The 15,752-nt window shown below is 45.8% G+C and carries 13 protein-coding genes; 2 read left to right on the forward strand and 11 right to left on the reverse strand.

All coding sequences use genetic code 11. The features are described 5' to 3' along the window. Positions 1-8 precede the first annotated feature (8 nt). Positions 9-1,181 (forward strand): YfbR-like 5'-deoxynucleotidase, encoded by a 1,173-nt coding sequence (locus BREVNS_RS02940; RefSeq protein ID WP_483427568.1) that lies wholly within the window; start codon positions 9-11, stop codon positions 1,179-1,181. 1 nt (position 1,182) lies between these two features. Here BREVNS_RS02940 and BREVNS_RS02945 read toward each other — a convergent pair whose 3' ends face one another. After that, the gene (locus BREVNS_RS02945; protein ID WP_483427569.1) at positions 1,183-1,629 is read right to left on the reverse strand and encodes a hypothetical protein; all 447 of its coding nucleotides are present in this window, start codon (positions 1,627-1,629) and stop codon (positions 1,183-1,185) included. Positions 1,630-1,946: 317 nt separating this feature from the next. On the opposite strand from BREVNS_RS02945, the gene BREVNS_RS02950 reads away from it, so the two are divergent. After that, positions 1,947-3,086, forward strand: coding sequence for an SH3 domain-containing protein (locus BREVNS_RS02950; RefSeq protein WP_483427570.1), 1,140 nt, complete (start codon positions 1,947-1,949; stop codon positions 3,084-3,086). Between the two features lie 25 nt (positions 3,087-3,111). On the opposite strand, the gene BREVNS_RS02955 is transcribed toward BREVNS_RS02950, so the two are convergent. From BREVNS_RS02955 to BREVNS_RS03000, 10 genes are all read right to left on the reverse strand, one after another. Continuing rightward, positions 3,112-3,342: a DUF2905 domain-containing protein gene (locus BREVNS_RS02955; RefSeq protein WP_483427571.1), complete on the reverse strand. Its 231-nt coding sequence runs from the start codon at positions 3,340-3,342 to the stop codon at positions 3,112-3,114. A 12-nt stretch (positions 3,343-3,354) separates the two neighbouring features. Further along, complete coding sequence (rfbB, locus tag BREVNS_RS02960) at positions 3,355-4,383, reverse strand: dTDP-glucose 4,6-dehydratase (RefSeq protein WP_483427572.1); 1,029 nt, start codon at positions 4,381-4,383, stop codon at positions 3,355-3,357. A gap of 2 nt (positions 4,384-4,385) precedes the next feature. Continuing rightward, positions 4,386-5,243: a dTDP-4-dehydrorhamnose reductase gene (gene rfbD / locus BREVNS_RS02965; RefSeq protein ID WP_483427573.1), complete on the reverse strand. Its 858-nt coding sequence runs from the start codon at positions 5,241-5,243 to the stop codon at positions 4,386-4,388. Further along, positions 5,240-5,800, reverse strand: a complete 561-nt coding sequence (gene rfbC / locus BREVNS_RS02970) for a dTDP-4-dehydrorhamnose 3,5-epimerase (protein WP_483427574.1) — start codon at positions 5,798-5,800, stop codon at positions 5,240-5,242. The genes rfbD and rfbC overlap by 4 nt, the downstream gene beginning before the upstream one ends. After that, entirely contained in the window at positions 5,790-6,671 is an 882-nt protein-coding gene (gene rfbA, locus BREVNS_RS02975; RefSeq protein ID WP_483427575.1) for a glucose-1-phosphate thymidylyltransferase RfbA, read from the reverse strand. Before rfbA ends, rfbC begins: the two co-directional genes overlap by 11 nt. 84 nt (positions 6,672-6,755) lie before the next feature. Further along, positions 6,756-8,822, reverse strand: a complete 2,067-nt coding sequence (locus BREVNS_RS02980) for a glycoside hydrolase family 13 protein (RefSeq protein WP_483427576.1) — start codon at positions 8,820-8,822, stop codon at positions 6,756-6,758. Further along, positions 8,819-11,395: a TIM-barrel domain-containing protein gene (locus BREVNS_RS02985; RefSeq protein ID WP_483427577.1), complete on the reverse strand. Its 2,577-nt coding sequence runs from the start codon at positions 11,393-11,395 to the stop codon at positions 8,819-8,821. Before BREVNS_RS02985 ends, BREVNS_RS02980 begins: the two co-directional genes overlap by 4 nt. 21 nt (positions 11,396-11,416) lie before the next feature. Next, positions 11,417-12,469 (reverse strand): LacI family DNA-binding transcriptional regulator, encoded by a 1,053-nt coding sequence (locus tag BREVNS_RS02990; RefSeq protein WP_483427578.1) that lies wholly within the window; start codon positions 12,467-12,469, stop codon positions 11,417-11,419. A gap of 94 nt (positions 12,470-12,563) precedes the next feature. Further along, positions 12,564-14,294: a DUF2207 domain-containing protein gene (locus BREVNS_RS02995; protein ID WP_483427579.1), complete on the reverse strand. Its 1,731-nt coding sequence runs from the start codon at positions 14,292-14,294 to the stop codon at positions 12,564-12,566. Positions 14,295-14,304: 10 nt separating this feature from the next. Beyond that, positions 14,305-14,856 carry a LemA family protein gene (locus BREVNS_RS03000; protein ID WP_483427580.1) on the reverse strand — a complete coding sequence of 184 codons (552 nt, stop codon included), beginning with the start codon at positions 14,854-14,856 and terminating at the stop codon, positions 14,305-14,307. Between the last annotated feature and the right edge of the window lie 896 nt (positions 14,857-15,752).

Consider the following 15,752-nt stretch of genomic DNA (forward strand, 5'->3'; position numbering starts at 1 on the left):
GTGGTTGTATGATAAGCCGAGGGCTTGTCGAACGCATCCATCAGGGAGCCTACATTCGTCGGTGGAATGACCATATCCACCCGGAGCAGGGATTTTCTGAGTTAGACAAGCAGGCTCACAAAATGGTGATCGCCTTCTTTTTGGCCAAAATCGAAGAAGTAGTCTATGACAAAGCCATAGACTACCAGAAACTCATTGAAGGCGGCATCGCCCAGTATTTTCACAGGGTGGAGCTCACCGACATCAAACCCCCTATTTTTCACCGACTCATGACAGAAAAGGGGAAAGAGCTCAATGCCTATGTCATCAAGCAGTGTGCGAAAGACCTTTCTCTGCTTGAGGACAAAGACTTTTTTCACCGGTTCTGTGAACATCTTGAAGAAGACCTCAAAGCAACCGATGATCTCTGTCTCGAACACAAAATCCTTTCTGTGGCTCATTACTTGGCCACCCAATGGGAATTCGACCTCATCGAATCGCCCAATCAGAAACTCTATGGGTTTCATGAAACCAAGCAAGAAATAGAAAAAAAACTTGCCGACTATCAAGGCCTGCCATCGGTTTCTTACACCATCACCCACCTTGGGTATAAAAACCTCTTTAACCTCATTGGTCAGCTTCGTTTCCAGCGCCGATGGACACAGACCGTCCGTATCCCTGAAACCTCTGTGATGGGGCATTCTCTTGTAGTAGCCATTCTTGCTTACCTTATTTCTCTCGAATTGAAACTCAATATTCAGGAACAGGCTGTCCACCATTTCTGGCTTGGGCTGTTCCATGATATTCCTGAGGTTCTCACCAGGGACATCATCTCTCCCGTGAAACAAAGCGTCTCTGAACTTGAAGAAATTATCAAGGAAATTGAAAAAGAAGAGATGGAGAAAAAGCTCAAGTCTCTCTTTGAAGGAAGTGAGAAAGACAAGAAAATTGGAGAGGACTTTTTCTGGTACATTGAAACAGAATTCTCCCAGACCATTCACCCCATAAGCAAAGGAAAAATTCTTGGTCCCATGATCAAAAATTGCGACCGCTATGCCGCCTATGTAGAGGCCTCTCTTTCCCTTTCCCATGGGATCATCTCAAAACAACTCATCGATGCCCGAAGACGAATAGAAGAGGTGTTTGCACAAACCCCAGAAGACGGTTTCAGCTGGCGCCTTCTTCTTGACTATTTTGCTTAGTCTATTTGGGTTCAAACCCTATCGCTGAGAGTTCTGTCATCTGATCTTCCGTACTGGCAGCCGACGAACTCTTGTTAGTGATATAGATAATATAGTTGGTGATCTCCATTTGATTGGTCATCACTTTGCACATCACCACCCCAATTTTAGTGTCCGTGGTGGTACTGCAGTCATAAGAAACACTATTTTTCGCTTCATCGACACTCACGACCGGATAGGTCTGTTTCAGAAGGAGTTTGTTGTTGGTATAATACTGGAGGATAAAGAGACTTTTGGTTATGGTTATGGTATAGAAATCCCCGCTATAATAATAGGTGGTAGCTCCATTCTTGGCTACCTCATAGATCCGTTTCCATTCCACATCAAGCCACGGAAGAGATGTGGGAGCCACCGCACACCCTGCAAGAAAAAGGCCTATCCAGAAAAGGTATTTTTTATAAGAACCCATGGGATCCTCCTTACCAAACATTTATATTTTCGACGTCAGGAGAAGAAAAACTTGAGAATTTCTCTACCTTTGCGAAAAAAGGAAAATTCATTTTTTCCCTTCAGAGAGGGATTCGTTTTTTAGTTTTTGCTTTCAAAAATGAGGATTTGCCACTAAAGAACCATCACATGCTGAAATATAGAAATAAACCATACATCTAGTATTCTCAAGACCATTACTTTCTTTTACCGTTAGAAAACCTCTCATTATTTATTCAAATTGACTTTTTTTCTGATTTTCCTTATGATATAAAATAAAGTATGAAAAAAGATGTTCCCATGAAAAGAAAAAAATTTTTTATTTTGGGAATATTTGTCTTTCTTTATTTTGGAGAAACTTCTCTTGTATGGGCATCTCAACAATTTCACTTCAAAAGAATTGCGGCAACTAATGGACTTTTTTTAAGAAAAAAACCCGGTACACACTCCCCTATCATCACAAAAATATCCTACTTGGAGGTTGTTAAGGTTTTTCAATACTCAGAACCCCATGAAATCATAGAGGAAAAAACAGGATACTGGGCAGAAGTAGAGTATAACAAGACAAGAGGATGGGTTTTTGATGGTTTCTTAGAAGAAACCAATGAATTCTCTTTTTCTTTAGAAGAGTATTGCAAAAAAGATATGAGTATTCTTCTAGAAAAGACAATCATCACCAATAATAAAAAAACTCTCTACCAATATACCTTTAATTTTTTGGGTTCTCTTCCCGATGAGTTCTACTCAGACCCCTCTTCATTTTTGCCTGATCTTGATTATAGTGAAGAATATATAGAAGAAATACCCCTTCCTGCATCTTTTTATGAGAAATATCTTTTTAACAACCAAGAACCTCGTTATTTTTATATAGTAAATACTCCTACCGAATATATAATTATCTCAAATTATGAGGTGGTCCTTATCAACAATGGTATGTACTTTTTCCCTGTAATTCGTGAAACAATAAAAAGAAATTTTCCTTCTCCAACAAATCTTCTTCTTATTAGACAAAGTGCCTTCATTGATTTTACTAATCGTCATGCCAGTCATTCTCTTAGCTACGAGATAATTTCTCCTCCCCTTCCTCTCAAAAACCATCAATACAAAAAAATCCTTTTTCAATTTACCATCGACCTTAACGGAGACAGAAAAAAGGAGTTAATAAGTTATGTGGAAAAAATGTACTCTCGATCCGACATACCAACTACCAAGATTACAAGTGTCATCGTAACATTCAATAATGTTCATCATATTGAACTTTTTCCTCATCGAAACGCTATGTTCAACGGTATAGTGTTTATACCTTACCATAATTACCCTGCCATCAGAGTATGGCAATACAGTTTGAATAGTGGTGATAACATGGAATACCTTATTCTTTTTGAAAAAAGTTCGATAGAACCTTGTTATATACCTATCGACAGTTCACAATCATATTAAAAAACACTTCTCCCTAAAACCCTTTCTACCTTCTCAAAAGCGCCACTATCTGAAGTAGCAGGGACAAAAAAACACTCACAAGAAGCATCGAAACCCAGGGAATATACACCTCAACACCCTTCCCCTGATAGTGAATATCCCCTGGAAGCCTTCCAAACCAGCCAAAGATATTCGTTTTGCCAGCAAGGAAAAGAAGTCCCCCCACAAGACAGAAAACAAGCCCTGTCAAAAAGACCCATTTTCCTATCTCGCTCATGGGATCTCCCTCCTACGAAGACTTTGAAAGATAACGCCTGAGATACCAGTCTATGGTTTTCACAATCCCTGTGTCAAAGGTTTCTTCCGCCTTCCAGCCAAGTTCTGTTTCAATTTTGGTGGGATCAATGGCATAGCGTCTATCATGCCCGGGCCTATCCTTCACAAAGGTGATGAGTTCCGCATACGATTTGCCTCCTGCTCGGGGATGTTTTTCATCCAAAATCCGGCAAATCGTCTTCGCAATCTCAATATTGGTTCTCTCGTTATGTCCACCAATATTGTAGGTTTCTCCCGTCTTCCCCTTGTGAAACACCAAATCTATCCCCTTGGCATGATCAAGCACATAGAGCCAATCACGAACATTCTTGCCATCACCATAAATAGGAATAGGCTTTTCAGTAAGCGCATGACGAATGATAGTGGGAATGAGCTTCTCATCATGCTGCTTGGGCCCATAGTTATTCGAACAATTGGTGGTCACCGTATTCAGGCCATACGTATGGGTATAGGCCCTCACCATGAGATCGCTTCCCGCCTTGGAAGCACTATAAGGGGAGTTTGGCGCATAGGGCGTGGTCTCTGTGAAATACCCCGTCTCCCCCAATGTCCCATACACCTCGTCCGTCGAGATGTGGTGAAAACGACAGTCTTCATAACCAGCTCGGGGCTTGTGAGGTTCAGCAAGCCAGTAGCGTCTGGCCACATCAAGAAGAATATAGGTCCCAAGCACATTCGTTTCCACAAAAACCCCAGGATTATGAATGGAATTGTCCACGTGTGACTCCGCCGCAAAATGAATCACTCCACGAATGTCATACAGTTCAAAAAGATACTCTACTAAATCACGACTCCGGATATCCCCTCTCACAAAGTGATAACGTGGATGATTCGCCACCTCAGAGAGATTGGCCACATCCCCCGCATAGGTGAGCTTGTCAAGATTGATAACCCTATAGTGGGGATATTTTTCCAGAAAGTAAGGAATAAAATTGGAGGCAATAAACCCGCACCCCCCGGTAACAAGAATACTCTTCTCCATAGCTATGCTCCTTGTGAAAGTTCATGTATGGTTTTTTCAAGAGGCTCCATCCAGTGAGGTATTTTGATACCCAATGTTTCTTTGATCTTGGTTTTGTCCAGCACACTGTAGTGCGGTCGTTTGGCCGGCGTCGGATATTCCTCCGTATGAATGGGCAAAACAGGAGTGGAAAGCCCAAAAAACCTGCCTATGGCCACAGCAAAATCGTACCAGCTGGCCACCCCCTCATTCGAATAGTGGTAAATGGCATTGGAGGCCTGTTCCCAGAAGTCTATATGATTCACTATCACCTCCGCTAAGGTCCTCGCCGAGGTAGGTGTCCCCACCTGGTCGAAGATCACCCGCACTTCCGGTTTTTCGGCCAGAAGACGCCCAATGGTTTTCACAAAGTTATTCCCATATTTTGAATACAACCAGCTTGTTCGTATCACACTCACCCTATCATGGGCGGCAAATGCCCGTTCCTCTCCCTCAAGTTTACTTGCCCCATAGACAGAGAGAGGATTGGGATCATCCGTCTCCCTGTAGGGAAGAAACTGTCTCCCATCAAACACAAAATCCGTCGAAATATGCACAAGAAAAGCCCTGTGTTTATGACAGGCTCTGGCCAGGATCTCCACCGCCTCACTATTCAAAGTATAACAAAGAGATTTTTCTGTTTCTGCCCTGTCCACAGCGGTGTAGGCCGCACAGTTAATAACCCCCTCAAAACCCGAAGAAAGCATTTCCTCCACCGCTTTCGCACTCGTGATATCCAGCTCATCCCTATCAGTAAACACAAACTCGTGGGAAAAGTCTTCACTGAGACTCCTGATCTCCTGCCCAAGTTGACCCAGAGCTCCTGTGATGAGAATCCTCATCTCTCACCCCCAAATACATCCCCTATCTCTCGCAAAAAGGGGAGTTTTCTGTCCTTTGGTGAAAGAAGACTCTCATCAATAGCCACTGGCCAGGTAATCCCCACCTCTGGATCATCATACCTGATCCCCCCATCAGCCTCGGGGTGATAGAAATTGTCCGTTTTGTAGGCCACAATAGCCGCCTCTGAGAGCACCACAAACCCATGAGCAAACCCCCGGGGAATATAGAGCTGGCGAAAATTGGTATCCGACAATTCTATTCCAAACCACTTTTTATAGGTGGGTGAAGAGGGTCTCAGATCAACCGCCACATCCCATATAGTACCCAAAATAACGCGAACTAGCTTTGCCTGAGCATAGGGCGGCTTTTGAAAATGAAGCCCTCGAAGAACACCTTTTTTCGAGAAAGATTGATTATCCTGGACAAAAGAAGTGCTAATCCCCTGCTGGCGAAACACCTCTTCGTTATAACTCTCAAAAAAATACCCCCGTTCGTCCTGAAAAACCCGGGGTGTATATATCCACACCCCCTCAAGAGGGGTAGATTCAAATCCCATGCTCTATCTCCTGTGCTCGTTTCAGAATATACTGACCGTATTGATTGTTTTTCATAGCCTCTCCCAAACGACGAAACTCCTCAAGAGAGATAAACCCCTTGAGAACCGCTATCTCTTCAAGGCAAGCAACCTTGAGTCCCTGCCGGTGCTCAATGGTCTCAATAAAGGTAGAAGCCTCAAGAAGGCTCTCATGGGTCCCTGTATCAAGCCAGGCAAAACCACGACCCAAGATTTCTACCTGGAGAGTTCCTTCTTCAAGATAGAGTCGATTCAAATCCGTAATCTCCAGTTCCCCACGAGCTGAGGGTTTCAACGTTTTGGCCTTGTCCACCACCGTATTATCATAAAAATACAGCCCTGTGACCGCGTACGAAGAACGGGGATGCTGGGGCTTTTCCTCAAGAGAGATAGCCCGACCATTTTTGTCAAACTCCACCACCCCATACCGCTCGGGATCCTCCACATGATAGGCAAAGACCATGGCCCCCTTCGTTAACTGTGCCGCTCGACCAAGCTTTTCTGAAAACCCGTAACCATAGAAGATATTGTCCCCAAGCACAAGACAGGCACTCTCCTTGCCGATAAACGTCTCCCCAATGAGAAACGCCTGGGCAAGACCCTCTGGTTTCGGTTGCTCCCGGTACTCAAAACGAACCCCCCACTGAGAACCATCCCCCAAAAGACGCTGAAAAAGGGGTAGATCCTGCGGTGTGGAGATGATGAGAATCTCCCGGATACCCGCAAGCATAAGAACCGAAATGGGATAATACACCATCGGCTTATCAAAAAGGGGCAGAAGCTGCTTGGAAACCGCCCGGGTAATTGGATACAGTCTCGTCCCGCTCCCGCCGGCAAGCACAATACCTTTCATATCAACCTCGTTTTTCTACAATTATAAGGAAAAAAACAGGAAAAAGCAAACAAAAAAGCCCCCACAAGGGGGGCTTTCTCTTTTTCACCTCTTCACTAAATACCGAAACTCCTTCGGCCCAAGGACAATCTCTCCCCTGAGAGAAACATTCTCCCCCGTCAGAGGATCAACAAAATTCCCCTCAAGTTCACGGCAGGTGATGGTAGCTTTTTCCGTGCCATTATTCATCGCAAAGTAAAACACACTCTCCCCCAACCGCCTCTCAAAGACAAGGGTATGCTCGGCCACATGCCGATAGGTGAGATCCCCCTGTGAAAGCACAGGCAGGGTATGCCTTAGTTTCCCCAGCGTCTGGAAAAACGAGACAAGGCTTGGATCCCCATAGGGAGCCCCCGTGTCAGCCCAGGGATAAGGCCCACGATTGAAGGGATCTCCCCCTCCCGTCATCCCGATTTCATCCCCATAGTAGATAGTGGGAGCCCCAGGAAACGCAAACTGAAACGCCACCACAAGCTGAAAACGCCTCTTGAAGGTCTCATACCCCTCCTGTCCATAACGCTTATACCCGAGTTCATAAAGCATACGGGGAAGATCATGGCTCGAAATGAGATTCATGAGACGATAAAACACCTGTGGTGGATAGTTCTCTCTCATCATTTCAAGGGTTTCAAGCGGCAAAGTGAGATTGGTCCCAAGTCCCACCTGAATCATAGCCGAACGGAAAAGATAGTTCATTGTGGAATCATACATATCCCCCAAGAAATAGAACGAAGCATCAAACCACACCTCAGCAATCGTAAAAGCCTCGGGATCCGTTTCCTTCACCGCCTTCCTCCACTCCCTCCAGAAATCATCTGACTTCCACGGGGTTACATCCATACGCCAGCCTGATGCCCCCTGACGAAGCCAGTAGCGAGTCACAGAATTCGTTCCCCGATAGGCAAACTCCTTGTAGCTATCCACTTCACGAAGGGTAGCAAGGGTAGGATTCGCCCACTGATCGTAGGCATCATCAGCCTTTTTGAAATTGGGTTTGAAGGAAAACCACTCATAATAAGGAGAATCCTTCCGGATGGTCTCATTTTCAAAGGCTCCCAACGTTGGATATTTCCCATAACGATCCATATACACGGAATCCGAACCACAGTGGTTGAGTGACGTATCAAGAATAATCCGTATTCCTCGCTTTTTGGCTTCAGCCACTAGTCTACGAAATGTTTCTAGGTCCCCAAAGGCAGGATCGATCTTCATATAATCCGCCGTATCATACTTGTGATTGGAAGGCGCTTCAAAGATGGGATTGATATAAATCACCGTCACCCCAAGTGAAGCAAGATAATCCAATTTCTCAATAATACCCTCAAGATCCCCTCCATAGAAGTCATTACAATACTCATTGTCATCGGTAGAATTCTTATCACCAGGACCGGGAACATAGGGATACGGATCCCACCAGTTGGTATGAAACTCAATGGGCTTGCGGTTATAGAAAAGACGCTTACCTACCACCGGATCATTTTTCTTGTTGCCATTTCGGAAACGATCAGGAAAAATATAATAAATCACCATATTGGATGTCCAGGAAGGCATCACAAAATCCTTGCTATACACCGTCAGCGTGTATGGAACAGGATACCTATCCCCCTGAATCCGACCAATCCCCCCTGTGCCTACCACCGAATTGTAGGGTACCTCCACCACCCGCCGATTATTGGCATACACAATCACATCACGCTCATTTTTCACCAGTCGAAATCCATACCCATACACCATGGGTTTCTCAGGGGTATAGGTGATTTCCCAGATATCCAAGCCGTTGGTTGTCATTATCACCCTCATGGGGAGATTGGTGAGGCTTTTGATCATCTTTTTCCCACCGGTGCCACTTTTCTCCTGGCGATAGAGAAGAAACTCTACCGATTTCACATCACCCTTTTTGGTCTGAATACGAAACCGAACCGGTGTCCCTTCCACCACAGCCCCAAAGGGACTTTTGTAAAAATCCTGCCGGGAATTGAAATAAACACGAGAGATATCAATCGATGTTTTGAGATCACTTTCCATCTCAATCCCCGCCTGCGGTGTAGGACGGGACACACATCCTGCAAGTCCAATGAGAACCACACTCCACAATAACCATAACCTCTTCATCGTTTTCCTCCTTTGTAGAGAATTTCAACATAAAAATCTTTTTCCTGTATTTCTTCTTCTGAAAAAGAAATAATCACCCTTCGCTGTCTCCTTTCGAAAGGCAATATTTTCCCATTCCATACGACAGAATCTACCTCTGAGAGACCATCTACCACAAGCCTTGTTATAGGAACCTTGACCACCCCCTTGAAACTACCCTCCTTGTGAAAAGAAAGAGAAGCCTTTGTTTCTCTCTCCTGCCACACAAAACGAAACCTCACACCCTCTCCATGAAGGTAGTCAGAAGATTCCCCATCATCCCAGTACAGATCTCCTTCTCCGTCCTCTCCAGCAAAGACCCAGAGGGTGATATCTCGAATATCCTTTGTAGAACGAAGTTGGCCTTCCGGTAACTGAAGAAGAGTCGATAGCGATCCCCCTTCTCTCAATGGTTTCTCAGGAATATTTGCCAGAGGCAAAACCCGTCCACGTCTCACAAGAACCGGAATATCCTCAAGACTCACTGCTTCCGAAAAAGAATTGGAATAAAGCTTATGACTTTGCCATTCCACATAGTTTCCGAGAGGTAACCCACAGGAAAGGTTGGTTTTTCCACTTTCCAGAACAGGAATCACCACAAGATCCCTTCCCAACAGAAAAGCCTCATCTGTGACCGGACCACCCTCCCACAAAAGAGGCCTCACAAGAGGAAGCCCTGTTTTATGGGCCTCATACGCCATAGTATACCACAAAGGCAGAAGCCTGTATCTGGCAAAGAGGTAACACCGGGAAATTTCTTCTGCTCGTTTCCCAAAAGCCCAGGGCTCCTGTGGTGCGGTTCCCTGCTCTGTATGATTGCGCACAAAAGGCAAAAACACCCCCATCTGCATCCAGCGGATAAAAAGTTCTTCCGAAGGCGTTCCCGTATATCCGCCAATATCAGCCCCGGCAAAAGGCACACCAGAAAGCCCAAGACCCAGCACCATAGAAAGGTTGAGTTTCAGATGATCCCAGCTCGCGGTATTATCCCCGGTCCAGACAAAAGCATACCGCTGAATCCCTGCATAACCCGCCCTTGCCAAAACAAAATGACGTCTCTCAGGAACAAGATTGGTCAAACCCTCATACGTGGCCTGCACCATCCCAAGCCCATAGGCATTATGAACACGAGAATGAGAAGACATTCTCCCGAAATCATAGTGAATAGCTGCTCGATCTAATGTCCCATCCTTTCCATTGAAAACAGAAGGCTCATTCATGTCATTCCAGAAACCATCAAAACCCATCGAGAGCAAATTGGTATAGAGCCTCCCCCACCACCATCGTGTTTTAGGTAGAGTATAATCCGGGAACACACATAACCCCGGCCACACCGTACCCTGAGCATTCATTCCATTGGAGAGCTTCACAAAAACATCCTCTTTTATCCCGCTCTCATACGGGAGATACCCCTTGCGAATCGCTATACCCGGGTCAATAATAGTCACCACCCTGAAATCCAGAGTATGAAGATCCTTCACAAGTCCCACTGGATCCGGAAACCGGTTGGTATCATAGGTGAAACTCTTCCTTCCATCCATAAAATCAATGTCTAAATAAATCACATCGGCAGGCAGGTTCTTTTCTCGAAAGGTGTTAGCCACCTCTATCACTTTCTGCTGAGGAAAATAACTGAAACGAGACTGCTGGTATCCTAATGCCCATCGTGGTGGAAGAGGAGGTCTACCCGTGAGATAGGTATATGTCTCTATAACACCAGAGACATGGGGAGAAGAAAAGAGATACAGAACCGCCTCACCCTCTAAAGCCCCGACACGAAAGCTTTCGCTTCTCCCAGATCCCATATCCCAGAAAGACTGCGCAGGATTATCTAAAAAAACACCCACCGTGAGGTTTGTCTCCCAGAGAATGGCTAAAGGAATAGAAAGATACAAAGGATCTGTTCCTCGCTGGTATTTGTAGGTGTCTTTATTGTAGAACGTCAACCTCTTCCCTTTGAGGCTAAGCGTATCCGCTTTTTCTGCCAGACCAAAAATATCCTGGGAGTGGGAAAAATCAAACTCCATCACAAAGCGCTCTTTCTCAAACCGAAATCCGCCGCGTTGAGAGAGAAGTTTTTTCCCCTTCTTTGTCCAGGAAAAACTCCCATCCTTTCGTCTTACCACAAAATGTTCCTCTCCTCGCACAAAAACAATCGCTTCTTTTGTATTGGAGATACTAACCCTATTGGTGTCAAAAACTGGCGAGACCACCGCATAAGAAAACAGCTCATTGGTCAAAGGCAGTGTGGTCCAGTTCACCTGCCATCCTTCTTTGACAAGAGGGCGAACAACCAGAATCTTGCGTTTGAAAATTATTTGCCATCCGTTTTCCAAAGGGGAAAGAGATACAAATTCCCCAGGAGTTTGAGAAGGGAGCGTTTGCCAGAACTCATTTGACAGAACCATTCTTTGAGGCAATGGCTTCACTGTTTTCTCACAGGAAAGAAACACGAATCCCACACAGACAAACACAAAAACCCCACCCCATTCCTTGATATTGGCAAAAATGGAAGGTTTAGTTAAACGTTTAACCATTTGTCCCTTTCTTCTCATAAACCATCCTCCTCCTTTTTTTTAGCGAGCGTGTTTATACGGTGCCGTGGAGTGACGAAGCACCAGTTCCACAGGCATCTGGAGAGACTGAAGGGTTTTCCCCTGATAGAATCCTTCTATAAGATCCACACACAAAGCAGCACGCCGGGCTACATCCTGCTTCACCGTGGTGAGTTCTGGCTCAAGAAGCGTGGCAATAAAGAGATCATCAAAACCCGTTATCGAAAGATCATCCGGCATACGCTTCCCGGCCCTGAGAAGTGTCTTGTAGATACCTGCCGCTAAAATATCCGCCACACACACCACAGCCGAAACCCTGTGATTTTTCATCAAAGGGAGAAGCCTTTCTCCAATACGTTTCCCTCCCTCAAGCGATACCTCATCAACAAGCACAAGCTCCTGATCCTCCAAAAGATTGGCCTCTGTGAGGGCCTGTTTGTAGGCTGCGTACCGTGCGGCATTTACCGGCGAGGTATGATAGTCTCCTGTCGCCAAGGCAATACGTCTATGTCCAAGTCCCACAAGATGAGAAACCGCCTGCATAATACCAGAAGCTTCATCAATCGTTACCGAGGCATCCACAGAATCCGTTGAAACATCCAACCCAATAAAAATTGTCTGTAGATCTAATCTTTTGCGCTTTGCTTCTTCTCGAATCTTTTTCGCCATTTCCGAAGAGAAAAAAATCACCCCATCTAACTGATAGGAAAGTATCCACTCCAAAACCCCCTCATCATTCTCATACCCTGTCAAAACCACATCCGTATCATATTCCCAGGCTCTGGCCTGAACCCCAGCCACAAATTCGTTATAAAAGGGGTTATCCCGCAAGAGACTCGCGGGAAGAATATCTTCCGGAGCCGGCGGAAGAACAATCCCGATGGTATAGGAACGCCTTCTGGCAAGCTTTCTTGCCGCCCGGTTGGGGATGTACCCTAACTTTTTGATCGCCGCCTCAATACGAGCGGCCGTCTCGACAGAAAACTTTTCTCCTCGCTTATTGAGATAATGAGAAACCGTCACATAAGAAGTACCCGCCTCCCGGGCAATGTCCTTGATGGTAACCCTCTTCATAACCCCTCTTAGTTAAACGTTTAACTAAAGGATAAAGGAAAACGTTTCTTTTGTCAAGCGAAAGAGAGATTTTCCCTACATTATTTTTTCAAGGCTACCAGCTTCCTCCACCGCCCCCGCCGCCTCCTCCACCAGAGAATCCCCCTCCACCAGAGCTACTACTCGAAGGCGAAGAGGTCATCACCACACCCATACTCTGGATAGAAGAGTGAATCGCACTGGAAAGATAGAGAGGAGAAAAATGCCCTGTTCCCACATACCACGCCGGAGCTGTCGTCAGTACAGGAGAAAACTTCTTCGTCCACTGCTTCTCAAGCCCAAAGATAATCGCATAAGGAAGCGTCTTGTCAAAATACAGGGGATCCTCCTTGAGTATCCTCTCAAGCCTCGGCCAGTCAGCCCGCCTGATAAACTCTCGAAAACCCACCAGCTGTTCGTAGTATTTCTGGCCAATCTCCGTCCTGGCCGGCATAATAGCCCCGAAGAAAAACGACACCACACTCAAGAGAAGAGCGATCGGCAGAAAATACCAGCTCTCTGTCGCAAATCCAAAAGGAAAACCGGCTGCAATCCACAAAATCCCAAAAAAAAGACACAACCAGCCCAGCTCTCTTGAATAGGGTTTGTAGAGGGATTTATCCTTGACACTGTCCGAGATCTCCTGTTTAGCCAACTCAAAAGCCGTATAAAACTCGTCCTTGAGCGAAGAAAGTTTCACACTTTCCCGCTCCTCAAGCCCAAAATCAGAAGGCACAAATACCTTCGCCAGCGAACGAAAAGAGGTATTTGTTCCTCCCTTCACAAATAACCCAGCCCAGAGAATACGTTCATAGTCCTTGGGATTTTCCAGCGGTTTTTTCTTGTGGAAGACAAAATCCTTTCCCAGCCCAAAGGTCCCACGGGTTTCCTCAATAGTGATATAACCATCTATAGCCCACTTGAAGATGGTGGCAATCACATCCCGCTGGTCAATACTATTGTCAATCAGCATCCCCGCTTCGGCAGGGTGAAGATCAGCAGGAGGATAAAAATGCACCATCCTGACAAAAGGTTTGTCCTTGCCAAAACGCATCCAGAGAAGAAAAAGTCCTACGGTGTACAAAATAGCCACCATCCACGAGAGAATATAGCCATACTTCTGCCAGAAGGTCCTTCCATCACGAACTGGCCAGAAACCAAAAGGAAAGGAGGCAATAATGGTTATCCCCTCTCCTGGGGCCAGTTCACCAATGAGATGCCCTTTGATGGTACGGGTAGCCTCATCATACCAGGCTTCCACACGACTATCATTCGTTGATCCGTAACTTCCAGCAAACACCGTAAACTCCGGTTTCGGCCAGGCTTTCTCAAGAACCACCTCAAAGGACGCCCGTCTGATAGGAACCTCCCAGTCTGTCCCTATCAGGTTCCAGTAAAACGCCTGCCACGGCAGATTCTGCTGATTCGAAAACACGAGAATCGGATTCTCCACCCGATACGAGAGATGATACACCTGCGTTCCCTCTACATAACGAGAAGGAGACCCTATCCGAATCTTGAGAAGGCTTCCCTCAAACGAACTGGCGAAGTCAAAACCCTTCACCCACACCCTGTCTATCCGAAAACGATGATCAAACGTGTCCCCCTTCAGTCTGGTGGGGATGGTGCGGTAGATCCCATGGCGAGGTTCATAAAACAGCACGGTAATCGTTTCTTCCATGGTGAGCATCCCATTGGAAGAGAGAATCGCTTTCACCCCGTAGTCGGTAATCTCAAAATACTCCCCCCAGGCTACCATCGGCCAGAGAAGAAGACCCCACAACAACCATTGCCATCCCTTTCCCATACAAAAAACCTCAGAACTGTACTTTTACGTTCTGCCGTTCTGACTCTGCCGCCTCAAAGTATGGTCTCTTGCGAAAACCTGTCATATTGGCAATAATCACAGAGGGAAAACTCTCACAGAGAATATTATAATCCCTGGTCACCGCATTGTAATACCGACGGGCGAGAGAAATCTGTTCTTCAATATCGGTGAGATTTTTCTGCAGGTCAAGAAAATTGGTATTGGCTTTGAGATCAGGATAGTTCTCACTGAGAGCAAAAAGGGTCTTGAGGGTAGCGGTGAGCTGATTCTCTGCAGCCATCTTGTCCTCAAGCCCTGTGGCATTCATCGCCATATTTCTTGCCTGAATCACCCTCTCAAGGGTTTCTTTTTCGTGTTTGGCGTATCCTTTGACCGTCTCCACCAGGTTGGGAACAAGATCATAACGTCGTTTCAATTGCACATCAATCCCCGACCAGGCCTCATCTCCCTGGTTTCTGAGACTCACCAAACGGTTGTAGATAAAGATGCCATAGCCCACCATGAGCACAGCTACCCCCAAAACAATCCCTCCAATAAGCATACTCTCCTCCTTGTCGCCTTGATAACTCAGTATAACGAAGAACCAAGCCTTTTGCAAGTTTTCCCCAAGCCAAGCAAAAAAGATGTGTCGTTCCACAAAGAAAATCGAATACCTATGTTCACCTTTCATAAAAAGAGACCTTTGCACGAATGTGCGAAGGTCCCAAAAAAGTAGTAAAAAACAAAAAATAGTATAAAAATGTTCCTTAACGTAATAAATAAAATTATTCCTTTGAACAAAAAAAGACAAATAAGCCCTTGTAAATGGAAAAAGCGGGGAAGAGGGGCGTAGCCCCTGACCCAGATAGGGGAAGAAAACACCCGTGCAAGGGTCTCAAAAAGAGAAATATCACAAAAGTTTTTCTGTTATGGTGCTTATTGAAAAAAGTTGCCCTTGAAAGCATTACGGCAAGATAGGACTATTATCCTGTTTCAGCTAAACCATTGTTCTTTGCTGAAACAAAGTCATAGCCATTGCCCTGCCGTGGTGCCATATCCACAAAGCCTCTCCCGAAAAAGAAGTTTTGAAGGCTAGTGAGAGAAGGTCCTGTTCTTTTATCTTTCTTCTGTACTCCACTTCGACTTCGCTCAGTATCTACCTGGCCGCTTTTGCGGTGGTGAAAAGAACTTTTTGTACTGCTAAAACGGGGAAGTCCTTCCGAAGTGAGGGTGCAGGAGGCATCCGGGGCGACATCTTCTGTTGCTTTTCCCCACAAGCCCACCGAAGCGTAGCCGCGGGGACCCCGCCTGAGCGGGGAATCGGCGAAGCAAGGTGGGCGCTATGCTTCCGAAGTCAGGAGGACGAGTTGATGTCGCCCCGGAGGAAGGACTTCCCCTGGAAGAAGAAGTTTTTCTTTGCCCGCAAAAGCGGCCTATTGTCCGTCCGAGGCGCATGCG

The organism is Longinema margulisiae, assembly GCF_025266855.1.
Lineage (GTDB): Bacteria > Spirochaetota > Brevinematia > Brevinematales > Thermospiraceae > Thermospira.